Below are 22,819 nucleotides of genomic sequence, written 5' to 3' on the forward strand. Positions count from 1 at the left end.
CTCCAGCGCCGCGCGCAGCCGCGCCACCGCATCCTCGCCATCGGGCCTGTCCGTCTCATGGGCGGCGCGCGTCTCCGCGACCCTGCGCGCATAGGCCGCCAGCAGCCGCATCGCCACCATATGCGGATGGCCGCGCTTCACCTTGCGGCTTTTCACCGTCCCCTCGGCGTCCAGCACCACCTCTTCCTGCTCGCTGCCGAACAGCGCCTGCCGCAGCATCAGCGCCTCCAGTTCCGCATAGCCGATGCTCAGCGCCTGCTCCCATTCCCGCGCAAATCCCGGATCGCGCCGCTTGAGCTGATAGGCGCCCGACAGGTTCCGCCCCGCCACCCGCGCCGCCTCGCTGACATTGCAGGTCGCCGCCAGCGTTTCCAGGAAGGTCTTGCGCCGCTTGTCCGTCCATCCGTCCTTGCGCACCGCCCGCATCTGCGCGCCCGCCCCGCCGCCGCAAAGCTGCCCCCGCTGCACCTTCATCTCCCTGCCCTTGCCCGCGCTCGCCCGCCCGCTGAAGCGGCGCACGCCGCCTTCGCCCTTCTCCTGCACGCTGACCTCCTCCTCCGCGCAACGCAAAAGGGCCGGTCCACCCGGACCAGCCCTCAGCGCCGCCTTGGCGACTCACATTTTCCCAATATCCGCTCATGTGCCATATGAGCGTGACGATGTCAAGATAAATGTTCCAAATAGGTTATATTACTTCCGTCACCCGTCTCCCCCGGCTGGCCCGGCGGACTGGCTATAGTCGATGCGGATGCGCACCCAGCTACCGACCATCGGCTTGCCGTTGACGCGCGGCGGCCGCACCAGAAACTGCCACGCCGCCAGCCGCACCGCCCGCGCAAAGCCGGATCCCTGCGGCGATTCGCCCAGCATCTGGCAATTTTCGACGCGGTAGTTTTCAACGGTCTTGCACGCCACCAGTCCCCATCCCTTGGCGGGCGCGTTGCCCGGAACATAGGTCGACAGTTCCGCATGAGTGGGCCGCCTGTACCATTCCGCTTCGAACAGCTGCACCCCGCCCGGCCCTTCGCCTGGGCCAGCGACGGCGGCCTGATCCCCTTGCCCCGCCGCGCCCCGGTCACCGCCGCCTCTGGGCATGCGCCCGATATCCGCGGCCGCCATCTGCGCGCCGTCCAGCACCAGGAAGGGCAGCGGCGTCTCGACCTCAGGCCTGCGCTCCACCTCGACCGGCCGCTCGCGTGGAGCCGCCGCCGCCCGCGCCTGCCGCTTTTCCTCCCGCCTGCGCTCGGTCTTCTCCGCTGTCTCCGCCCGATTCCCCGCCGCCACGTCAAAGGTGGTCAGCGGCCGCAGATCCTCCTGCCGCTGATCGGGCCTGGGCGCCAGCGTCAGCAGGGCCAGCAGCAACAGGGCGTTGAACAGCAGCGCGAACAGCAATCCGCCGCCGCGATCGCGCGCATCCCGCCAGGAAATCGCCGTCCTTCTCAAATCAACGCCCTTGAAAACCTTAGCCGGAACAGACCGCACCGCTCTGCCATCGGCTCCCCAAAGTCCACCGGCATCCGCAAGCTCCTATTGGCACGCCCCTCGCCCGGCCGCCAGCGAGTCGTCTCAAGTCCCGGCAAAAGCTCTGGCGGTGCGAAACGATCTCGGCTAGGCCCGCCGCGATGCTTACCAGGCTTTATCAATGGACGCTGGCGAAAGCCGCCCACGCCCATGCCGAACGCTGGCTGTTCCTTGTTTCCTTCATGGAATCCAGCTTCTTCCCCATCCCGCCGCATCCACTGCTCGGCCTCATGTGCCTGGCCCGGCCGGAACGCGCGATCCGCTTCGGCATCATCTGCACTCTGGCGTCGGTGCTGGGCGGCCTGCTCGGCTATGCGATCGGCTATTTCGTTTACGAAACGGTTGGCCAGCAGATCCTCGACGCCCTTGGCCTCGCCGCCAAATTCCCGGTCGCCGCCTGCTATCTGCGCGACTATGGCGCTGAAATCATCCTGGTGAAGGGCGCGACGCCCATCCCCTTCAAGCTGATCACGATCACCGCCGGGTTCATCGGCCTTTCGCTGTTCACCTTCATCTGGGCCAGCATCCTGTCGCGCGCCTTCCAGTTCATGCTGGTCGGCTTCCTGTTCTGGAAGTTCGGGCGGCCGATCAAGGCGTTCATCGAAAAATATCTCGGCCTGCTCTCCGCCGCCTTCCTGATCCTCCTCGCCGGCGGCTTCGTCGCTGCGTCCATGCTGTCGGGCGGCGGGCATGAAAGCGACAAGTGCAGCAACGCCACCATGGCGACCCTGCGCTGATCCGCGCCCGATGAAGGACCTGCTCAACCGTTTCCCGAACCTGGCCGCCCTGCTCGCCGGTTTCGCCGCCGCCACCGGCTTTGAACCCTTGAAGCTCTGGCCGGTCACACTTGCCTGTTTCGCGCTTCTCCTCTGGCTCATCGAAAACGCGCCCAGCCGCCGCGCCGCCTTCACCCGCGGCTGGCTGTTCGGCCTTGGCCATTTCACCCTGGGCCTCAACTGGATCGCCCACGCCTTCACCTTTCAGGACGCCATGCCCCACTGGTTCGGCTATGGCGCGGTCGTCCTGCTGTCCCTCTATCTCGCCGTCTATCCGGGTCTGGCGGCTTTGGGATCATGGTGGCTGCACAATCATGCGCTCCTGCGAAGGCAGGAACGCGGTTCGCTCACTCTCATCCTTCTCTTCGCCGCCTGCTGGCTCGCATCCGAATATCTCCGCGCCGTCATCTTCACCGGCTTCGCGTGGAACCCGCTCGGCGTCACCCTCCTTCCCACCGGCATCGCCATCGCCGCGACGCTGGTCGGCACCTATGGCGTGAGCGCGCTCGCCATCCTCGCCGCCGGAGCCATTCTCCTCGCAACGCGGCGCCGCTTCGTCCCGGCCGCCGCGCTTGCCGCCCCCCTCCTCGCCTGCGCCCTCTGGGGCCTGCTCACCTCCGCGCCCGCCACCCCCTCCGGTGCCCCCCGCATCCGCGTGGTCCAGCCCAACATAGGCCAGGACGAAAAATATTCGCCCGAACTTGAGCAGGCCCATTTCCGCACCCTTGCCCGCCTGTCGGGCGATCCGCGCCCCGCCCCCCGCCTCATCTTCTGGCCCGAAGCGGCGATCCCCGCCTATCTCGACATGGAACCGCAATGGCGCGCGCACCTCGCCGCGCTGCTCGGCCCCGGCGACCTGCTGATGACCGGCGGCACCAAGGTCTATTTCAAGCAGGTCGAAGAAAACGGCATCGTCACCAGCGCGCTGGCGGGCGCGAACAACAGCCTGTGGATCGTCTCGCCCCGCGCCCAGCTTCTTGGCCGTTATGACAAGGCGCATCTCGTCCCCTATGGCGAATATCTCCCCATGCGCGCGCTGCTCCAGCCCATCGGCCTGTCGCGCCTCGTGCCCGGCGACGCTGATTTCTGGCCCGGCCCCGGCCCGCAAAGCCTGACGCTGCCCGCCACGCTGGGGCGGCCGGAACTCAAGATGGGCGTCCAGATCTGCTATGAGATCATCTTTTCGGGCCAGGTCATCGACGCGAAGAACCGCCCCGCCTTTCTCTTCAACCCGTCGAACGACGCCTGGTTCGGAAGCTGGGGTCCGGTCCAGCATCTGGCGCAGGCCCGCCTCCGCGCGCTGGAGGAAGGCATCCCGATCATCCGCTCGACTCCGACCGGAGTCTCGGCCGTAATCGACGCGCGCGGCCATGTGCTGCACGCGCTCGGCCTGCACCGCGCCGGTTTCCTCGACACAGGACTCCCCCCGGCCCTGGCCCCCACCCTCTTTGCCCGCCTGGGAAATTGGGCCGCTTTCGCCTTCATGGCGCTGCTCGCCGGACTGGCCATTGCCATCGGCAGGGTGAGAAGCTAATAGCCACATAAACTTTTCTTTATGTCGCTTATCCAGCCAGCCTGCTAACGGGAGTTCCATGCGCAGCAACTATCTCTTCACCTCGGAATCCGTCTCCGAAGGCCATCCCGACAAGGTCGCGGACCAGATTTCCGACGCCATCGTCGATCTGTTCCTGTCCAAGGACCCCGAAGCCCGCATCGCCTGCGAAACGCTGACCACCACGCAGCTTGTCGTGCTGGCGGGCGAAATCCGCTGCAAGGGCGTCTATGAGGATGGGCAATGGGCCCCCGGCGCGCAGGAAGAGATTGAGCGCACCGTGCGCGAAACCGTAAAGCGCATCGGCTATGAGCAGGACGGCTTCCACTGGGAAACGTTGCGCTTCGAAAACAATCTTCACGCCCAGTCCGCGCACATCGCCCAGGGCGTCGACGCCAGCGGCAACAAGGATGAAGGCGCTGGCGACCAGGGCATCATGTTCGGTTTCGCCTGCGACGAAACCCCCGACCTTATGCCCGCCACGCTGGACTACAGCCACAAGATCTTGGCGAAGATGGCGCATGACCGCCACTCCGGCCGCGCCCCCTTCCTTGAACCCGACGCCAAGAGCCAGGTCACGCTGCGTTTCGAAAATGGCAAGCCCGTCGCCGCGACCGCGATCGTCGTCTCGACCCAGCATGGCAAGGGCTATGACGAAGGCGACAAGGAAGCGGAACTCAAGGACTATGTGAAGGGCGTCGTCGCCGAAGTCCTTCCGGCCGAACTGCTCTCCGCCGAAACCGTCTATCACATCAACCCCACCGGCAGCTTCGAAATCGGCGGCCCGGACGGTGATGCGGGCCTCACCGGCCGCAAGATCATCGTCGACACCTATGGCGGCGCATCCCCCCATGGCGGCGGCGCTTTCTCCGGCAAGGACCCGACCAAGGTCGATCGCTCAGCCGCCTACATCACTCGCTATCTCGCGAAGAACATCGTCGCCGCCGGGCTCGCCCGCCGCTGCACGATCCAGCTCGCTTATGCGATCGGCGTGTCCGAACCGCTCTCGCTCTATGTCGACACCCACGGCACCGGCAGCCTGGACGACGCGAAGATCGAGGACGCGATCAAGTCGATCAAGGAACTGGGCGGCCTCACCCCGCGCGGCATCCGCACCCATCTGGGCCTCAACAAGCCCATCTACCGCCCCACCGCCGCCTATGGCCATTTCGGCCGCAAGGCGGAAGGCGACTTCTTCCCCTGGGAAAAGACTGACCTGGTGGAAAAGCTCAAGGCCGCTCTTTAGGACCGGCTAAGCCTACCCGCCGCGCTCCTGCGAACACAGGAGCGCTCCCGGCGGTGGAGACGGCGCCATGCCTCAGAAGCGCAAGCCAACTCGCCCAAGCTTCCTGCCCTGGCATCCCCTCCACCCCCGTTCGGGCTGAGCTTGTCGAAGCCCATTCCTTCGCGCTTCGACAGGCTCAGGGCGAACGGAGGGGTTAGGTGGCGCTGTCAGCATAAGGCGTCATAAGCCAGCCCGCGCGATACCGGATGCGGGCAAGGCCTTCGTTGCCGCGCCTTTCCTTTTCGTCCCTCCGGCGCCATCCGTCCGGTTTGACCCGCCGCCAAAAGCCGGGCAGGTGCCGCAGCCATGACCGCATCTCCCCGCGTCCGCATCCATCTGATGCTCCTGCTCGTCATGCTGCTTTGGGCGGGCAATGCGCTGGTCGCGCGCGCGGTGCGGGCGGACGTTCCGCCCTTCACCCTCGCCTTCCTGCGCTGGAGCGGGGCCGCGCTTCTGCTCCTCCCCTTTGCCGCGCGCGGGATCGCCGCTGAATGGCCCCTCGTCCGCCGCCACTGGCCCATGCTCCTCCTGCTCAGCATATTCGGCGTGGGCTGCTTCAACGCTCTCCTCTATTCGGGCCTGCGCACTAGCAGCGCGACCAACGCCATGCTCATTCAGGCGGCGATCCCGGCGCTGGTGCTGGGATGCAACTATCTCTTCTTCCGCACCCGCGCGCTGCCCAGCCAGATCATCGGCGTCCTCGCCGCCGCGCTCGGCGCGCTGCTCATCATCTTCCGCGCGGACATCCACGCCCTTGCGGCGCTTCATTTCGGCACGGGCGACGCGCTCATCCTGCTGGGCGTCATCTGCTGGTCCGTCTACACGTCCCTCCTGCGCAAGCGCCCGCCGCTCACCGCCCCGACCTTCCTCTGGCTCAGCTTCGCGACCGGCGTCGTGATGATGGCCCCGCTGGCGGCAAGCGAATGGGCGAACCACCCCGTCCGCTGGACGCCCGGCGCTGCGGCAGGCATCGCCTATGTCGCGATCTTCCCGTCGATCATCGCCTATTTCCTCTACAATCATGCCGTGGCGCAGGCCGGTGCGGCGCAGGCGGGCCAGGCGATCAGCCTCCAGCCGCTGCTCGGCGCCTTCCTCGCCGCGCTGCTGCTCGGCGAAACGCTGCACGGCTATCATTTCGCGGGCATGGCGCTCATCCTGCTCGGCATCGCCGCCGCCGCCCGCAACGCCCGCGCGGCCGAATAGCCCGCTTGCCCGCACGCCCCGCCGCCGCTATCGGCGCGAGCCATGACAGCGCATAAATCCGGCGATCCGACGACCCTCAACCGTCTTTACGGCCGCCAGTCGGGGCACAAGCTGCGCGCGGGCCAGCAGGAACTGGTCGACACCCTCCTCCCGGCCCTGTCCGTCCCGGAAGAAGGGGAAGTCAGCGCCGCCCGCCTCTTCGGCTATGACCGCCCGCTGCACTTCGAAATCGGCTTCGGCGGCGGAGAGCATCTCGCCTACCGCGCCGACCTTCTGCCCGACCATGGCTTCATCGGCGCGGAGCCCTTCCTGAACGGCGTCGTCACCGCGCTCGGCCATGTCCGCGACAAGGCGCTGGGCAACGTCCGCCTCCACATGGGCGACGCGCTGTCGGTGCTCAGCCGCATCCCGGACGGAGCGTTGAGCTTCGTCTATCTCCTCCACCCCGACCCATGGCCCAAGGCCCGCCATGCCAAGCGGCGCATGATGAACCCCGGCCCGGTGGCGATGATCGCGCGCAAGCTCAAGCCCGGCGGCGAGTTCCGCTTCGGCACCGATCATCCCGTCTATCTGCGCTGGGCGCTGATGGTGATGAACGGCCATCCCGATTTCGACTGGCTGGCAAGCGAACCCGGGGACTTCCTCACCCGCCCCGGCGGCTGGCCGGAAACCCGCTACGAAGCCAAGGCCCGCCGCCTCGGCCATGAAGTGTGGTATTTCCGCTACCGGCGGCGCTGAACCGCGCGCGCCGTGACACGTTGGATGGGGCGAAGGAGATTGCCCCATGTCCGATAATCAGTCCGACAATCATGAAGAGATGATCCACGAAGACGGCCTGCCCGGTCACGAAAGCAGGCTGGAGCCCAAGCCGGAATGGGAGCCGCGCTATCCCGGCTCCGGGCGGCTCGCGGGCAAGGTGGCCCTCATCACCGGCGCGGACAGCGGCATCGGCCGCGCCGTCGCCGCGCTCTACGCCCGCGAAGGCGCCGACATCGCGATCCTCTATCTATGCGAACATGACGACGCGAAGAAGACTGCGCAGATCGTCGAAGCCGAAGGGCAAAAGGCCCTCACCATCGCCGGAGACATTGGCGAGAAAAGCTTCTGCGACGATGCCGTCAGGCAAGTCATCGACCGCTTCGGCCGCCTCGACATCCTCGTCAACAATGCGGGCGAACAGCACCCCGATCAGGACATTACCGACATCAGCGAGGAACAGCTGCGCCGCACTTTCCAGACGAACATCTTCGGCATGTTCTTCCTCACGCAGGCCGCCCGCCCGCATCTGAAAAAAGGCGCGGCGATCGTCAACTGCACCAGCGTCACCATGTATCAGGGCTCGTCGGAACTGCTCGATTACAGCAGCACCAAGGGCGCGATCACCGCCTTTACCCGCAGCCTGTCGGAAAATCTGGTGAAGGACGGCATCCGCGTCAACGCGGTCGCTCCCGGTCCGATCTGGACGCCGCTCAACCCGTCTGGCGGCGCGAGCCCGGAAAAGCTGGAGCATTTCGGCGAATCGACCCCCATGGGGCGCCCCGGCCAGCCCAATGAAGTCGCCCCCGCCTTCCTGTTCCTGGCCTGCGAGGATTCAAGCTATATGTCCGGGCAAGTGCTCCACCCCAATGGCGGCACGATCGTGAATGGCTAAGAAAAATCCTCCCCATGCCCGGCGTGGGGAGGATGAAGATCAATTCGCCTTGCTCATATCCACCTTCTCCACCCATTCCGGGTAGAAGGTCGGCTCCCGGTTCGACCAGCCGATCGCCGTCGCCGCCGCCTCGCTGATCGTCTGGAGCAAAGCCCGGCGCTTTTCCGGGTGAAGGTGCGGCAGGCTCGCCGCCGCGCAGAAGGCTCCGGGCAGCCACGGCCGGGCCCCCGCTCCCAGCAGCCGTTCGTACAGGAAACGATAGGCGGAAAAGCTGCCCAGCCGGTCCTGCCCCAGGTCGAAAGCGGACACCGTCACCAGCGGAGCCATGAACGGCTCCATCTGGTCGAGGCCGCTGTCGTCGGGCACCCGCGTCTTGATCTCGTCCAGCCGCCCGTAGATGCGGGCCTGTGCGCGGATGCTCGCTTCCTCCACCATGTCGCGCGACCATAGCTTCATGGCGTCGCGGCGGTGAAGGCCGATATCCAGCGAACGGCGGATATAGCGCTGTGTGGCAGACGGGAAACTGGCGAATTCACGCAACTCCGCCAGGGTGATTGCCCCGTCAGCTGGTCTTGCATTGGTGCCCATGCTCTTGCCCTCCGACTTCAAGTCGATCGACAGAAGATGCGCCCATCATGGTTACTATATGCTTAAGCGCGGATCCTGCCGACACCGACAAGGAATCATGTTTCCTTGTGCGGTGCAACATGAAAAATTTGTGAATGCGCCAAATGGTTTGATATGCGGCGATCCCCGGCCCGCGCCCGGACGGTCGCAGGCGGCAATTGCATGAAGAAGGGAGGATCGCGCCTGCTGCGCCCGGTCACTCGGCCCGCCGTTCCAGCACGGCGCCGATCATCTTGCGCCACACGGCCACGTCCCCGGCCTGCGCCATGTCGGCGTCGGGTTCGCGCAGCGTGTGCAGGATGGCATAGGCGTCGTCCACATGCTCGTGCCAGCTCGCGTCCACCGCGCTCGCCGCATGCGGATCGTCGCCATCGCCGTTCAGGCTCAACTGACGGCCTGCCAGCACGCGGGCGATGCGTTCGATTGCGGGAGTGGCGGACGTCGGCATGGATCAGGGTTCCTCTCTCCTGGGGAGGCGAACCGCCGGTCATCAACCCGCCGGTTCGACCTCTTCATGATCATATCACCATTGATGCGGCCGTCCATCAATCCTCATCATCTTCGTGGAAGCCGGACGAAGGCACCGGATGACCGTCATCGCCCGGCGTCGTGGCGGCTGGCGGGTCGGACGCGTCCATCGAATCCTTCAACCCCTCGTCCAGCTTCTCCTCGCGCGTCACGGCATGGTCCTGCGCGTCGGTCGGCCGCGCGTCGCCCGCTTCTTCCCGGCTGTTCGGCCTGATACCGGTCTTGTCCGTCATGTTCGCTCTCCTGGCGCAGGAACTATTTACCCGCGCTTGCCGGCATAAAACGGCCAGCGCCGATCCCCGGTTCCGTGGCGGTCATCGACCAACGGCGGCGTGCCTTCGACCAGCATCGGCCACGGGGGACGACAGGCGGCGCGCATTGGCCTAACAGGGGATGATGATCAGCCATGCCGAAGACGGCGATCGCGGCGGTGTTCCGGCCACGATCGCGCTCTATTCCATTCTGGGCTTCTGGTTCTTCTACGCGGTGCTGGTCACGCTGCGCGCATCGGTGATGGGTTTCGAAGCGCAGGGCGCGATGGCCGCGCGCCGCGCCGTGGTGACGGTGATCGGCATCGTCGTCACCTGGGTCCTGTATCTCTGCCTTCGCGGCTTCGACCGGAAAAGGCTCGCCATCCGCATCGTCGCCGCCTTCTCGCTGGCCGCGCCCTTCGCGCTCGCCACGGCGGCGGCCAATTTCTACGTCTTCAACATCTACGATCCGGCATCGCTCTTTCCCGATTCCGAATACCGGAAATATGCGCATGAGCAGGACTTCGCGCTCAAGCAGATCGTCGAGGATGCGATCAGCCGCTATTTCTTCCTCGCGGCATGGGCGGGCCTGTACCTCGCTTTGTCCTACGCCAGCGAAGCGCATCGGGTGGAACGGCGGGCCTCCCGCCTGGAACGCGCGGCCCAGCAGGCGGAACTGCGCTCGCTGCGCTATCAGGTGAACCCCCATTTCCTCTTCAACACGCTGAACTCCCTCTCCTCCCTGGTGATGAAGGACCGGCGGGACGAAGCGGAACAGATGATCCTTTCCCTCTCCAACTTCTACCGCACCAGCCTGACCGGCGACCCGCTGGAAGATGTCTCGCTGGAGGAAGAAGTCAGGCTGCAAAAACTCTATCTCGACATCGAATCCGTCCGCTTTCCCGATCGGCTGATCGTCCGCATCGACATTCCCGAAGCGCTGCTGAACGCCTGCGTGCCCGGCCTCATTCTCCAGCCGCTGGTCGAAAATGCGATCAAATATGGCGTGTCCCGCACCTCCAGCCCCGTCACCGTGACCATCGCCGCGCGGGAGGAATCGGGCATGCTCCTCCTCACCGTGGCGGACGATGGCGACAAGCCGCCCAGCGCCGATGACGGGGGCAGCGGCATCGGCCTCGCCAATGTCCGCGACCGCCTGTACGCCCGCTTCGGCGATCAGGGCCAGATTCGCTATGGCCGCCGCGATGGCGGCGGCTTCATGGTTCATCTCCGCCTGCCCATGATCCGCAGAGGCCAGTCATGACCATCCGCACCCTGATCGTCGATGATGAGCCGCTGGCGGTGGAGCGCCTGCAAATGCTGTGCGCCCGCGAACCGCGCATCACCCTGGCCGGAACCGCCAGCGACGGGGAGGCGGCGCTGCGCCTTATCGAAGGGCTTCAGCCTGACCTTGTGATGCTGGACATCGCCATGCCCTTGCTCGACGGGCTGGGCGTGGCGCGGGCGGCCAGCCGCATGGGCATCCGCCCGGCCGTCATCTTCGTGACCGCGTTCGAAGGCTTCGCGGTGGAGGCCTTTGACCTTGCGGCGGTCGACTATCTGCTCAAGCCCGTCGCGCATGAGCGGCTGACGCGCGCGATCGACCGGGTCGAATTGGCGCTGCGCAATCGCGAAGCCCCCTCGCCCGCCACCACCGCCGGGCCGGAATCGGAATGGGCGGAGGAATTCTGGGTCCCCCACCGTTCCGAACTCATCCGCATCGGCACCAGCCAGATCGACCGCATAGAGGCGGAGCGCGACTATATGCGGCTGCATGTCGGGCGGAACAGCTATCTGCTTCACCAGACGATCAGCTCGCTCGAAAGCCGCCTCGATCCGCAGCGCTTCGTGCGCCTGCACCGCTCGCACATCGTCCGCCGCGAATATATCGCCCGCCTGCGCCATGACGGCAGCGGCGTCTGGTTCGCCTGCCTCACCGACGGCGCGGAAATCCGCATCGGCCGCACCTATCTCGCCAACGCCCGCGCGATGACGGGACGATCCTGAAATAGCGTTCGGACTGAGCCTGTCGAAGCCTTCCACTGAGCGGAGCGAAGTGCCTTCGCCTCCAACACCGCTTGAAACCTCGACCAGCCCAGCCCGAACGGGCGAGAGGGCCGGGACGAACAAATCCGTCTGACAGCGATGCCCGCTATCTCACTTCCCGGCAGGCGCCGCCTGCTCCTTCCCCAGTTCCGCAAAGCGCTCCTCGCTCCGCGACTGCGCCTTGGCGATGGCGGCGTCGATCGGCGCGCGCAGATTGGCGACGGCCAGCTTCTGGCACTGCTTGGATGCAGCGATGGTATCGGCCGGGCACACCTTCACGGCCGCGCGCTTGATCCGGGCGTTCAGCGCGCGCTGGCCGGACGGCGTCGACAGGTCCAGATCATGATAGCGCACTTCGGTCGTATGGCCGTTCGATTCAAAGCCGCGGGCGCTGGCCATCCCGGCGCTGGCGGCAAGGGCGGTCGCGCCCAGGCTGGCGAGCATCTTCATCGTCATCTTGGCGGTCATCATGGCATGTCTCCTCAAAATCATTGTGGTGACGGCCATGACCCTGGCAGGCGGACCGTCGCGGGAAGGACGGTTCGCGCATCGGCGCTGGCTGCCTTCACATGACGCCTCCTACGCCTGTCCCGGCCATCGCGCGCTCGCCCTTCGACGGAAGCCGATGCTGGTCGTCCAACGACGCCCGGCTCGACCAACGGCTGACCGGGGCGGACCAATGACATTCATCGGGGCCGGAAAATGCCTTGTTTCCGTAACGTAAAACAAGGAAGCGCGCGGCTTGCGCCAAAGGAAAACGCCCCCGGCGCAAGGGAAGGCCGGGGGCGTATCCGGGATGCTGTCGGGCTATCCGGGATCTCATCGATATCTGTTCGCATCATCATAAAGGAAGCGTGGGAAAAGCCTTCCTCCATTCGATGACCCGCCACCCTGCCGCGCCGGGCGGCATGGCTCCACGACGAACGGCCGGCATTCGCCTACGAACGACATTCGCGCGCCGCTTGCGGCTTTCCCGCGCCACGCCCATATCCGCGCGACAGCCTTGCCCATCGGGAACAAATCTGGAACAACACGCCCCATGAGTCTCACCACGATTTCCGTGCGCGGCGCGCGCGAACATAACCTCAAGGGCGTGGACGTCGACCTGCCCCGCGACAGCCTGATCGTCATCACGGGCCTCTCCGGTTCGGGCAAGTCCTCCCTCGCCTTCGACACCATCTATGCCGAAGGGCAGCGCCGCTATGTGGAGTCCCTCTCCGCCTACGCCCGCCAGTTCCTTGAGATGATGCAGAAGCCGGACGTCGAGCATATTGACGGCCTCTCCCCCGCCATCTCGATCGAACAGAAGACGACCAGCCGCAACCCGCGCTCCACCGTCGCCACGGTCACGGAAATCTACGACTATATGCGCCTCCTCTGGGCGCGCGTCGGCATCCCCTACTCCCCCGCGACCGGAGAGCCGATCAGCGCCCAGACCGTCAGCCAGATGGTCGATCGCGTCATGCAACTGCCGGAGGGCACCCGCTTCTACCTCCTCGCCCCCGTCGTCCGCGGCCGCAAGGGCGAGTATCGCAAGGAATTGGCGGAATGGCAGAAGGCAGGCTTCACCCGCGTCCGCATCGATGGCGAGATGTACGCGATCGAAGACGCCCCCGCCCTCGACAAGAAGTACAAGCATGACATCGAAGTCGTCGTCGATCGCCTGGCGGTAAATGCCGACATGGCCACCCGCCTCGCCGACAGCTTCGAACAGGCGCTGAAACTCGCCGATGGCCTCGCTTATGTGGATTTGGCGGACACCACCGTTGTTCAGGCGCTTAGCACCCAACCCCCGTTCGCTTCGAGCGAAGTCGAGAAGCCGCGCGCAGGTGTCTCGACTTCGCTCGACACGAACGGAGGCAGTGAAAAGCCCAGCAAGGGCATGAAAAACGCAGGCATCCCCGACAACCGCATCGTCTTCAGCGAAAAATTCGCCTGCCCCGTCTCTGGCTTCACGATTCCCGAAATCGAGCCCCGCCTCTTCTCCTTCAACGCCCCGCAAGGCGCCTGCCCCGCCTGCGATGGCCTCGGCGAGCGGCAGGAGTTCGACCCCGAACTCGTCGTCCCCAACGAACATCTCACGCTCAAGAAGGGCGCCATCGTCCCCTGGGCCAAGTCCAACCCGCCCAGCCCCTATTATATGCAGGTTCTCGGCTCCCTTGCGAAGGAGTTCGGCTTCACCCTCGACACCCCGTGGATCGACCTGCCCGCCGAAGTAAAGATCATCATCCTCCACGGCACCGCAGGCAAGCCCGTCACCCTCCGTTTCGTGGACGGCAAGAAAAGCTACGAGGTCAAGAAACCCTTCGAAGGCGTCATCGGCAACCTCAACCGCCGCCTCCTCCAGACCGACTCCGCCTGGATGCGCGAGGAACTCAGCAAATACCAGACCGCCATGCCGTGCGAGACCTGCCACGGCGCCCGCCTCAAGCCCGAAGCGCTCGCCGTCAAGATCGCGGGTGAGGACATCTCCATGTCCACCCGCCGCTCCGTGGTGGACGCGCTCGGCTTCTTCTCCACCCTCCCCGCGCGCCTCAACGACCAGCAGAACCAGATCGCCAAGGCCATCCTCAAGGAAATCGTGGAGCGCCTCGGCTTCCTCAACAATGTCGGCCTCGACTATCTGAACCTCGACCGCACCAGCGGCACCCTGTCGGGCGGCGAGTCCCAGCGCATCCGCCTCGCCTCCCAGATCGGCAGCGGCCTGTCGGGCGTCCTCTACGTCCTCGACGAGCCCAGCATCGGCCTGCACCAGCGCGACAATGACCGCCTGCTCATCACCCTCAAACGCCTGCGCGACCTCGGCAACACCGTCATCGTCGTGGAGCATGACGAAGACGCGATCCGCATGGCCGACTATATCGTCGACATGGGCCCGGGCGCAGGCGTCCACGGCGGCCAGATCGTGGCGCAAGGCTCCCTCAACGAACTGCTCGCCCACAAGGACAGCCTGACCGCCGATTACCTCAACGGCACCCGCCGCATCGAAGTCCCGACCAAGCGCCGCAAGGGCAATGGCAAGAAGCTCACCGTCCACAACGCCCGCGCCAACAACCTGCAAAACGTCACCGCCAGCATCCCGCTCGGCACATTCACCTGCATCACCGGCGTCTCGGGCTCGGGCAAGTCCAGCTTCACCATCGACACCCTCTACGCCGCCTCCGCCCGCACCCTCAACGGAGCCCGCATCGTCGCAGGCCCGCATGACAAGGTCACCGGCCTTGAACATTGCGACAAGGTGATCGACATCGACCAGTCGCCCATCGGCCGCACCCCCCGCTCCAACCCCGCGACCTATACCGGCGCCTTCACCAACATCCGCGACTGGTTCGCGGGCCTCCCCGAAGCCCAGGCGCGCGGCTACAAGCCCGGCCGCTTCAGCTTCAACGTCAAGGGCGGCCGCTGCGAAGCCTGCCAGGGCGACGGCGTGCTCAAGATCGAGATGCACTTCCTCCCCGACGTCTATGTCACCTGCGACGTCTGCCACGGCGCGCGCTACAATCGCGAAACTCTCGAAGTAAAGTTCAAGGGCCACAGCATCGCCGACGTGCTCGACATGACGGTCGAGGACGCGGTCGAATTCTTCAAGGCCGTCCCCCCCATCCGCGACAAGATGGCGATGCTCGCCGAAGTCGGCCTCGGCTATATCAAGGTCGGCCAGCAAGCCACCACCCTGTCCGGCGGCGAAGCCCAGCGCGTCAAGCTCGCCAAGGAACTCTCCCGCAGAGGCACCGGCAAGACCCTCTACATATTGGACGAGCCCACCACCGGCCTCCACTTCGAAGACGTCCGCAAACTGCTCGAAGTCCTCCACGCCCTGGTCGAACAGGGCAACAGCGTGGTCGTGATCGAGCATAACCTCGACGTCATCAAGACCGCCGACTGGATCATCGACATGGGACCGGAGGGCGGCGTCAAGGGCGGCGAGGTCGTCGCCGAAGGCACGCCAGAGAAGGTCGCGAAGAACGCCCGGAGCTTTACCGGGCGCTATCTCGCGCCGTTGTTGGGGATGGAGGCTGTTGCAGCGGAGTGAAGCCGCTAATATAACGCGCTGGTAGCCGTTGGGGGGCATGATGACTGAGAAAAAGTTGAAACTTCGGGAAGTTTTTACTCCTGGCGGCCAACCATCTGTGACATACGTCAGTCGCGATCACCTAAATTTGGAACGTCGTGTTAAGCAGGCGATAGCAAAAGGATATTCGATAAACGTCGTTACGGGTGCTACGAAGTCGGGCAAGACAGTCCTCTGCAATCATGTGCTTGCGCAGTCTGGCGAATATATTTCAATTGAGGGCGGTCAAATTAGATCCGAAGCGGATTTCTGGGCGCAGATAGTTCATCTGTTGGACCTAGGCCGTGAGCGAATGCGATTAGAATCCGGTTCAGTAGCAGATAGCGTCAATGCTGGGGCAAAAGCTGGAATACCTGCGGTGGCCGAAATTAATGCCGCAGGCGGAAAAGCAAGCACCCGGACCACGCAGCGCTCGATCACTTATAATGTAAACCCGCAACGGGCCGCCCTAGATGCGTTGGTTGAACAAAGCATATCGTTGTTAGTGGATGACTTTCACTATATTCCGTCTGACGTTCAGAAAGCCCTAATTCAAGCATTAAAAGGGGCAGTATTCAAAGGTCTGACTGTTATTTTGCTCGCAGTGCCGCATCGGGCTTTCGATCCAATTACAGTTGAACATGAAGTCGAAGGACGATTTCAACACATCGAGATTGAACCTTGGGAAACGAGTGATTTGATCCTGATTCCAGAACGAGGCTTTGCAGCACTGAACATTCATACTTCTGCCGATCTGAACAAAGCGATTTGCGCGGAGGGATTCGGTAACCCGCTACTTGTTCAGGAAATTTGCAGCGACCTTTGCATCAAGAACGAGATTTATGAAAAGCAGGACACCGTCACTTCTATCGACGGCAAGAATCTCGAAAATTCATTAGAAGATATAGCAAAAAGCAAAGGATTTCCTAAGTACAATAAGCTGAAGGCAGGGCCCGACGCGCGTAAAAAGCGGCAACTTCGGAGCTTTAAGGATGGGTCATCTCAAGATAAATACTCTGCTATTCTTACAGCTATTGCGAGCCTAGGTCCGAAACCTAGAACTTCATATGACGAACTTCGGTCAGCCTTACAGGCGTTGTTGACCCCTACGTCTATGCCCGCAAAACATGAAATAACGGCTGCCCTCGTAAATATGACAAAAATCGCACGTGAAAAGATCGAGGGCGAGCCACCTATTGAATGGGTCGCCTCGGAGAACAGTTTAGTTATCACTGACCCGTTTTTACTGTTCTACATGAAATGGGCGACACATCATGATGCCCCTGGGAGTCACTTGCCGCTGAACTGACCGGATAGGAAAGGCACATAAACAATCTTGGCACGTTTAGGGAAACTTGGCAGCTTCGTGGCGCCTTGGTACAAGGGCATGATGGCCAAACTCACCCCCATCGAGTCCGAGTTCGCGACGACCGAGGAAGCCGAGGCCTACGACGCTTGGCTCCGCTCGGAAATCGATGCGTCATTAGCTGATCCCCGGCCCAGCATCCCGCACGACCAGGTCATGGCGGAACTACGCGCCATCATCGCGGCGAAGAAATCCAGCCAAGCATAATGCCGCACATAATCTGGCGTCCGAACGCGCGCGAGGAGGCGCGCCAGATCATCGACTATATTTCGGATCGCAATCTCGCCGCAGCCGCTCAGCTCGCTGAACTGACCGAATATGTTGCCGACCGGCTGGCCGATCCTCCCTATGTGAACCGGGCCGGGCGCGTTCCCGATACCCGCGAGGCGATAATCACCCCCAACTATATGCTCGTCTATCGCGTCGGCACCGAAGTCATAGAGATTTTGGCCATCAAGCACACCCGCCAGCAATATCCCTGACGCGTCCCCCTTCCCTTGCAATTCGCGTTCCCAGCCCCCATATCCTCTCTGCTACAGACGCAAATCGACGGTCTTTCGGCGCTTTGCGGCCCCTGAACTCCTTCTTTCCCTGCCCCTCTAGCGCAAGGCCCGTCCACACGGGGCGCGCCATACGAAAGAAGGAAACACCCAATGAGCATCACCGGAACCGTCAAATTCTTCAACGCTGACAAGGGCTATGGCTTCATCGCCCCCGACAATGGCGGCGCGGACGCTTTCGTCCACATCACCGCTGTCGAGCGCGCCGGCCTTGCCACGCTGCGTGAAAAGGACCGCGTCTCCTATGAACTGGAGCAGGACCGCCGTGGCAAGATGGCGGCCGTGAACATCGCCCACGCCGAATAAGGCGCTGCCTGAACCGTCCGGGCGCGCCACCCTGCGCCCGGACACTCACCCGCGAAAGGAGCCTCCATGTCCCACCCCGACTATCGCGCCCTCGCCGCCCAGTCCCGCAGCGATGCGGATGCGGCCACGCTCGCCAATGTCCGCGACCGTTGCCTGCGCTCCGAAGCCAGCTTCCTCGCCATGGCCGAACGGCAGGACCTTGCCGACCGCAACCGCGCCCGCCGCGAAGCCGCTGCCGCCGCCGTGGCGCAGGCGAATGAGGCTCCCGCCAGCGCCTGATATTTTCGGGCTGTCCTACAGGCCCCGAAATAGCATATCTGTCCTGTCCTCTTCCGCACTCAGGCGGAACATATGGAGGACAGACATGACCAAGCGTACCGGCAGGAACACCCCCGGCCATCCCGACAACCGCGCCGAGGACGGCTTTCCCCTTGGCCTGACCAAGCCTGTGCAGGAACTGACGCCTGCTGAAATGGAGGCCGTCGCCAAGCGCCACAATATCTGGACGCGGCCGAAAATGGCCCGCTTCCTCGATGCGCTGGCCAGCACCGCCTCCGTGTCGGCCGCGGCTCAGTCCGTCGGCATGTCGCGCCAGTCCGCCTATCGCCTGCGCTCCCGCCTTTCCAACCAGGCTTTCGATATCGCGTGGGAAGCGGCGCTTGAATTCGGCCTGCAACAACTCGCCCACGCCGCGCTCGAACGGGCGCTGCATGGGGTGGATGAGCCGATTTTCTACGAAGGGCGGCAGGTCGGCACCCGCAAGCGTTTCGATGAAAAGCTCACCGCCTTCCTCCTTGCCAACCCGGCCGCAGTCGGCCGCCGCGCGGTGCAGCGCGAATTGCTGCTGGAAAGCTGGCAGCGCGTGCTCGACCATGTCGAAACAGCGCCCGCCTCTGACGAAGCGGCCCTGCGCGAGCTGGAAAAGCTGCGGCAGGACCCGGATCAGGCCGAAGACCTCGCCGCCAGCGAAGCCTTGCTGGATGAGAAGATCAAGAGCTTCTACCGCGAACGCTCCCACTATCTCACCGGGGAAGAGGCAAAGGCGCCCCCGCGCGGCAAGACTCCGGGCAAATAGGAAAATTTCGGAAAAATGGCGGATTTCCGCGGCTCTGTCGTGTCACCTATGTCACCCTGCCGCGATCCCAAGTCCAGAACGCCGCCAGCGCCGCTCATCTTGTCGATTACTCCACAAGCGCCCGGAACCTGGCGGCGTCTGGCCGGTTATCCACGCAAACCTTGACAGGAACCATCCGGTAAGGAGCACCATCTATGATCCGCACTCTGATTTTCGGCGCCATCGCCGGTTATGTCGGCAAGAAGCTGTATGACGAAGGCAAGCTGACCGAGTTCAAGGATGACCTCGTCAGCCGCTACAACCAGGCCCGCAACGACATCTCCAACCGCAGCGCAGCCTCCGGCGCCAGTTCCGGCAGCAGCAATCTGGGCGGCAGCGACATTTCCCCGGCGGTAACGTCCACCCCCTCACGCCCCGCCACGGCCAGTTCGCCTGCGGTCAGCTGACGCTTAAAAAACATATTCCGGCGGCTTTTCCCTCTGGCCGCTGGCCACCGCCCGCCCGGCCCGCGTTCCCCCTTTCGCGAAGCCGCTGGCGGGCGGACTATTTCCATCCCTTTCCCGCTTCGTGCAACGCACCGCGATTCCGCTGAATGACCGATTGCCAGTGCCCCGAAGTGCATTGACCGGGACAAGAGATAGAAGCCACCGCCATGCTGATGCCATCACATCAGCCGCCGCAATAAAAAAGGGGGCAAGGTCATGGCAACCCGCCCCAAAGTAAGTTCCGTTCGTACCGGACTAACGAAGCCCAACAGAAACGCTTAGCAGAAAGGGCCGCTGGAGGCCGCCATTGAAGGCGGCACTCCAGCACCCGATCACAGCTTGCTGGTCAGTTCCGGGACCACCTTGAACAGGTCGCCTACCAGGCCGATATCCGCCACCTGGAAGATGGGCGCATCCTCGTCCTTGTTGATGGCGATGATGGTCTTGCTGTCCTTCATGCCCGCCAGATGCTGGATCGCCCCGGAAATACCGACGGCGATATAGACTTCCGGCGCGACGATCTTGCCGGTCTGTCCGACCTGATAATCGTTGGGCACATAGCCCGCGTCGACCGCCGCACGGCTCGCCCCCACGGCAGCACCCAGCTTGTCCGCCAGCGGGTAGATGACCTCCTCGAAAGTCGGCCCATCCTTCAGCGCGCGGCCACCCGACACGATCACCTTGGCGCTCGTCAGTTCAGGACGCTCCTGCTTGGCGATCTCCGCGCCGACAAAGGTCGACAATCCCTTGTCGCCGGTCGAGGAAACAGCCTCAACCACACCGGAACCACCCTCACGAGCCGCCTTTTCGAAAGCAGTACCGCGAACAGTGATGACCTTCTTCGCATCCTTCGACTTGACCGTCGCGATCGCGTTGCCAGCATAGATCGGGCGGGTGAACGTATCTTCGCTCTCCACCGAAAGAATGTCGCTGATCTGCATGACGTCCAGCAGAGCCGCGACCCGGGGCGCGATATTCTTGCCGTTGCTGGTGGCGGGCGCGACGAACGCGTCATGGCTGCCCATCAGCTCGACAATCAGAGGCGCGACATTTTCGGCCAGCGCATGACCGAAGGCTGCGTCGTCGGCCACATGCACCTTGCCCACCCCAGCGATCTTCGCGGCTTCCTCACCCACACTGCCCACGCCAGCGCCAGCAACCAGCAGATGCACTTCACCCAGCTTGGCAGCGGCGGTGACAGCGGAAAGGGTCGCGTCCTTGACAGCGCCGCCCTCATGTTCAACCCAGACTAGAGTCTTCATTGATGTTCCTTTCATCCCCACTTCCCGTTCGCTTCGAGCGCAGTCGAGAAGCGGCATGCGCATCCGTGTCTCGTTTTAGCCCGACACGAACGGCAGTTGGGTTCTTAAGCAGCGACGCCCAGAGCCTTCAGCTTCGCGACCAGTTCATCGACATCGGCAACCTTGACGCCAGCGGAACGCTTGGCGGGTTCGGCGACTTTCAGCGTCTCCAGCCGCGGTGCGATATCGACGCCATAATCGGCAGGCGCCTTCGTCGCGAGCGGCTTGCTCTTCGCCTTCATGATGTTCGGCAACGAAGCATAGCGCGGCTCGTTCAAGCGCAGGTCAGTAGTGACAATCGCCGGAATGTTCAGCTTCACCGTCTCCAGGCCGCCATCGACTTCGCGGGTCACGCTGACCTTGTCACCTTCAACCTCGACCTTCGACGCGAAAGTGCCCTGCGGCAGGTTCAGCAGAGCGGCCAGCATCTGGCCGGTCTGGTTGCTGTCATCGTCGATCGCTTGCTTGCCCAGGATGATCAGGCCAGCGCCTTCCTCTTCCTGCACCTTGGCGAGCAGCTTGGCGACGCCCAGCGGTTCAACCTCGTCATCGGTCTGGATCAGGATCGCACGATCCGCGCCCATGGCCAGCGCCGTGCGCAGCGTTTCCTGCGCCTTGGCGACGCCGATCGACACGGCGACCACCTCGGTCGCCACGCCTTTTTCCTTCAGGCGGATGGCTTCCTCAACCGCGATCTCGTCGAACGGGTTCATGCTCATCTTGACGTTCGCCAGATCGACGCCCGTGCCGTCGGCCTTCACCCGCGGCTTCACATTATAGTCAATGACCCGCTTCACGGGCACAAGGATCTTCATCGCAACATCCTCCGTTACACGCCATCGCCGCATATGCGGACAAGGACGCAGGCGGCCCTTTCAGACCGCCTGCGCCCCATGGTGCTTGTTCAAGTGGCTCGAAAGTGCCTCAGGCTGCCTTCCTCACTTCCGCCACGATCTTCTTGGCTGCGTCGCCCAGGTCGTCCGCGGGGACGATCGCCAGGCCCGACGATGCCAGAATATCCTTGCCCTGCTGGACGTTCGTGCCTTCCAGGCGCACGACCAGCGGAACCGATAGGTCAACTTCCTTGGCGGCGGCGACGATGCCCTCGGCAATGATGTCGCACTTCATGATGCCGCCGAAGATGTTGACCAGAATGCCCTTCACGGCCGGGTCCTTCAGGATGATCTTGAAGGCCGCGGTCACCTTTTCCTTGTTGGCGCCGCCGCCAACGTCCAGGAAGTTGGCGGGGAATTCGCCGTTCAGCTTGATGATGTCCATCGTCGCCATGGCCAGGCCCGCGCCGTTCACCATGCAACCGATATTGCCGTCCAGCTTGATGTAGGCGAGGTCATATTCGCTCGCTTCGACTTCCGCCGGATCTTCTTCGGTCAGGTCGCGCAGTTCGGCGATGTCCTTGTGACGGAACATGGCGTTGCCGTCGAAGCCGACCTTGGCGTCCAGCACCAGCAGGTTGCCCTGCTCGGTCAGCGCCAGCGGGTTGACTTCAATCTGCTCGGCATCGGTGTCCAGGAACGCGGCATAGAGCGACGAGGCGACCTTGGCGGCCTGCTTCGCCTGATCGCCAGTCAGGCCCAGCGCAGCCGCAACCGAACGGCCGTGGTGCGGCTGGAAGCCGGTGGCCGGATCAACCTTGACCGTATGGATCTTTTCGGGGGTCGAGTGGGCGACCTCTTCAATGTCCATGCCGCCCTCGGTCGACACGACGAAAGCGATGCGGCTGCTGGCACGATCGACCAGCAGGGCAAGGTAGAACTCCTTCGCAATGTCGGCCCCGTCGGTGATGTAGAGGCGATTGACCTGCTTGCCCGCCTCGCCGGTCTGGATGGTGACGAGCGTATTGCCCAGCATGTCGGTGGCGTGAGCCTTCACCTCGTCCAGGTTGAAAGCCAGCCGGACGCCGCCCTTGGCATCGGGGCCCAGTTCCTTGAACTTGCCCTTGCCGCGGCCGCCGGCATGGATCTGCGACTTCACGACATAGAGCGGCCCAGGCAGCTTCTTGGCGGCTTCCACCGCTTCATCGACCGAGAACGCAGCGAAACCCTGGGCGATCGGCGCGCCATATTTCGCCAGCAATTCCTTTGCCTGATATTCGTGAATGTTCATGGGCCCGGCCCGTCCTTTCGCTGCAAAGCTGTTGCGGCGGCTAAAGCACAGGCGGGGACGGGACTCCAGCAGGATTTTGCAAACGGACTTTGCAAAATTGCAAATCCGCTA

Annotated in this window: 25 protein-coding genes; 16 read left to right on the forward strand and 9 right to left on the reverse strand. The window is 63.8% G+C overall.

The features are described 5' to 3' along the window. Nucleotides 1-543 (reverse strand): hypothetical protein (locus L288_RS32585; protein ID WP_021238426.1); only part of this gene is annotated, 543 nt, incomplete at its 3' end. 156 nt (nucleotides 544-699) lie between these two features. Next, complete coding sequence (locus tag L288_RS32590; protein WP_021238427.1) at nucleotides 700-1,443, reverse strand: hypothetical protein; 744 nt, start codon at nucleotides 1,441-1,443, stop codon at nucleotides 700-702. A 179-nt stretch (nucleotides 1,444-1,622) separates the two neighbouring features. Between L288_RS32590 and L288_RS32595 the strand changes: the two genes are divergently transcribed. The 6 genes from L288_RS32595 to L288_RS32620 all read left to right on the forward strand — a co-directional run bounded on the left by L288_RS32595 (nucleotide 1,623) and on the right by L288_RS32620 (nucleotide 7,988). Then, nucleotides 1,623-2,258: a YqaA family protein gene (locus L288_RS32595; RefSeq protein WP_021238428.1), complete on the forward strand. Its 636-nt coding sequence runs from the start codon at nucleotides 1,623-1,625 to the stop codon at nucleotides 2,256-2,258. Between the two features lie 10 nt (nucleotides 2,259-2,268). Beyond that, nucleotides 2,269-3,831: an apolipoprotein N-acyltransferase gene (lnt, locus tag L288_RS32600; protein WP_021238429.1), complete on the forward strand. Its 1,563-nt coding sequence runs from the start codon at nucleotides 2,269-2,271 to the stop codon at nucleotides 3,829-3,831. A 58-nt stretch (nucleotides 3,832-3,889) separates the two neighbouring features. After that, the gene (gene metK, locus L288_RS32605) at nucleotides 3,890-5,095 is read left to right on the forward strand and encodes a methionine adenosyltransferase (protein ID WP_021238430.1); all 1,206 of its coding nucleotides are present in this window, start codon (nucleotides 3,890-3,892) and stop codon (nucleotides 5,093-5,095) included. Between the two features lie 345 nt (nucleotides 5,096-5,440). Continuing rightward, nucleotides 5,441-6,337 (forward strand): DMT family transporter, encoded by an 897-nt coding sequence (locus tag L288_RS32610; RefSeq protein WP_021238432.1) that lies wholly within the window; start codon nucleotides 5,441-5,443, stop codon nucleotides 6,335-6,337. A 42-nt stretch (nucleotides 6,338-6,379) separates the two neighbouring features. Next, nucleotides 6,380-7,075 (forward strand): tRNA (guanine(46)-N(7))-methyltransferase TrmB, encoded by a 696-nt coding sequence (gene trmB, locus L288_RS32615; RefSeq protein WP_021238433.1) that lies wholly within the window; start codon nucleotides 6,380-6,382, stop codon nucleotides 7,073-7,075. A 46-nt stretch (nucleotides 7,076-7,121) separates the two neighbouring features. Further along, nucleotides 7,122-7,988 (forward strand): SDR family oxidoreductase, encoded by an 867-nt coding sequence (locus L288_RS32620; protein WP_021238434.1) that lies wholly within the window; start codon nucleotides 7,122-7,124, stop codon nucleotides 7,986-7,988. 39 nt (nucleotides 7,989-8,027) lie between these two features. Here the strand turns inward: L288_RS32620 and L288_RS32625 are convergent, their stop codons facing one another. The 3 genes from L288_RS32625 to L288_RS32635 all read right to left on the reverse strand — a co-directional run bounded on the left by L288_RS32625 (nucleotide 8,028) and on the right by L288_RS32635 (nucleotide 9,376). Beyond that, on the reverse strand, nucleotides 8,028-8,576 hold the full coding sequence (locus tag L288_RS32625) for a hypothetical protein (protein WP_021238435.1): 549 nt from the start codon (nucleotides 8,574-8,576) through the stop codon (nucleotides 8,028-8,030). A gap of 235 nt (nucleotides 8,577-8,811) precedes the next feature. After that, complete coding sequence (locus tag L288_RS32630; RefSeq protein ID WP_021238436.1) at nucleotides 8,812-9,063, reverse strand: hypothetical protein; 252 nt, start codon at nucleotides 9,061-9,063, stop codon at nucleotides 8,812-8,814. Between the two features lie 97 nt (nucleotides 9,064-9,160). After that, nucleotides 9,161-9,376: a hypothetical protein gene (locus L288_RS32635; protein ID WP_021238437.1), complete on the reverse strand. Its 216-nt coding sequence runs from the start codon at nucleotides 9,374-9,376 to the stop codon at nucleotides 9,161-9,163. Between the two features lie 163 nt (nucleotides 9,377-9,539). Between L288_RS32635 and L288_RS32640 the strand changes: the two genes are divergently transcribed. Both L288_RS32640 and L288_RS32645 read left to right on the forward strand, forming a co-directional pair. Beyond that, nucleotides 9,540-10,658: a sensor histidine kinase gene (locus L288_RS32640; protein ID WP_031304418.1), complete on the forward strand. Its 1,119-nt coding sequence runs from the start codon at nucleotides 9,540-9,542 to the stop codon at nucleotides 10,656-10,658. Further along, entirely contained in the window at nucleotides 10,655-11,401 is a 747-nt protein-coding gene (locus tag L288_RS32645; RefSeq protein ID WP_021238440.1) for a LytR/AlgR family response regulator transcription factor, read from the forward strand. The genes L288_RS32640 and L288_RS32645 overlap by 4 nt, the downstream gene beginning before the upstream one ends. Before the next feature lie 150 nt (nucleotides 11,402-11,551). Here L288_RS32645 and L288_RS32650 read toward each other — a convergent pair whose 3' ends face one another. Beyond that, on the reverse strand, nucleotides 11,552-11,911 hold the full coding sequence (locus tag L288_RS32650) for a UrcA family protein (RefSeq protein ID WP_021238441.1): 360 nt from the start codon (nucleotides 11,909-11,911) through the stop codon (nucleotides 11,552-11,554). Nucleotides 11,912-12,479: 568 nt separating this feature from the next. On the opposite strand from L288_RS32650, the gene uvrA reads away from it, so the two are divergent. The 8 genes from uvrA to L288_RS32680 all read left to right on the forward strand — a co-directional run bounded on the left by uvrA (nucleotide 12,480) and on the right by L288_RS32680 (nucleotide 19,244). Next, nucleotides 12,480-15,473 (forward strand): excinuclease ABC subunit UvrA, encoded by a 2,994-nt coding sequence (gene uvrA, locus L288_RS32655; RefSeq protein ID WP_021238442.1) that lies wholly within the window; start codon nucleotides 12,480-12,482, stop codon nucleotides 15,471-15,473. 37 nt (nucleotides 15,474-15,510) lie between these two features. After that, complete coding sequence (locus L288_RS43055) at nucleotides 15,511-16,800, forward strand: ATP-binding protein (protein WP_152522073.1); 1,290 nt, start codon at nucleotides 15,511-15,513, stop codon at nucleotides 16,798-16,800. An 81-nt stretch (nucleotides 16,801-16,881) separates the two neighbouring features. Beyond that, on the forward strand, nucleotides 16,882-17,064 hold the full coding sequence (gene relB, locus L288_RS32660; RefSeq protein WP_084465788.1) for a type II toxin-antitoxin system RelB family antitoxin: 183 nt from the start codon (nucleotides 16,882-16,884) through the stop codon (nucleotides 17,062-17,064). Beyond that, nucleotides 17,064-17,339, forward strand: a complete 276-nt coding sequence (locus L288_RS32665; protein WP_021238444.1) for a type II toxin-antitoxin system RelE/ParE family toxin — start codon at nucleotides 17,064-17,066, stop codon at nucleotides 17,337-17,339. Before relB ends, L288_RS32665 begins: the two co-directional genes overlap by 1 nt. Before the next feature lie 171 nt (nucleotides 17,340-17,510). Continuing rightward, nucleotides 17,511-17,723, forward strand: a complete 213-nt coding sequence (locus tag L288_RS32670) for a cold-shock protein (RefSeq protein WP_021238445.1) — start codon at nucleotides 17,511-17,513, stop codon at nucleotides 17,721-17,723. 66 nt (nucleotides 17,724-17,789) lie between these two features. After that, entirely contained in the window at nucleotides 17,790-18,002 is a 213-nt protein-coding gene (locus L288_RS32675) for a hypothetical protein (RefSeq protein WP_021238446.1), read from the forward strand. 85 nt (nucleotides 18,003-18,087) lie between these two features. Further along, a complete protein-coding gene (locus tag L288_RS41975; RefSeq protein ID WP_021238447.1) occupies nucleotides 18,088-18,798 on the forward strand; it encodes a hypothetical protein in 711 nt (236 codons plus the stop codon). Between the two features lie 194 nt (nucleotides 18,799-18,992). After that, nucleotides 18,993-19,244, forward strand: coding sequence for a hypothetical protein (locus tag L288_RS32680; protein WP_021238448.1), 252 nt, complete (start codon nucleotides 18,993-18,995; stop codon nucleotides 19,242-19,244). 371 nt (nucleotides 19,245-19,615) lie between these two features. Here L288_RS32680 and L288_RS32685 read toward each other — a convergent pair whose 3' ends face one another. From L288_RS32685 to sucC, 3 genes are all read right to left on the reverse strand, one after another. Continuing rightward, complete coding sequence (locus tag L288_RS32685; RefSeq protein ID WP_021238449.1) at nucleotides 19,616-20,545, reverse strand: electron transfer flavoprotein subunit alpha/FixB family protein; 930 nt, start codon at nucleotides 20,543-20,545, stop codon at nucleotides 19,616-19,618. A gap of 104 nt (nucleotides 20,546-20,649) precedes the next feature. Next, nucleotides 20,650-21,399, reverse strand: coding sequence for an electron transfer flavoprotein subunit beta/FixA family protein (locus tag L288_RS32690; protein ID WP_021238450.1), 750 nt, complete (start codon nucleotides 21,397-21,399; stop codon nucleotides 20,650-20,652). A 109-nt stretch (nucleotides 21,400-21,508) separates the two neighbouring features. Beyond that, nucleotides 21,509-22,708, reverse strand: coding sequence for an ADP-forming succinate--CoA ligase subunit beta (gene sucC / locus L288_RS32695; RefSeq protein ID WP_021238451.1), 1,200 nt, complete (start codon nucleotides 22,706-22,708; stop codon nucleotides 21,509-21,511). Nucleotides 22,709-22,819 lie beyond the last annotated feature (111 nt).

The sequence above is a fragment of the Sphingobium quisquiliarum P25 genome (genome assembly GCF_000445065.1).
In the GTDB taxonomy this organism is placed as follows: Bacteria; Pseudomonadota; Alphaproteobacteria; order Sphingomonadales; family Sphingomonadaceae; genus Sphingobium; species Sphingobium quisquiliarum.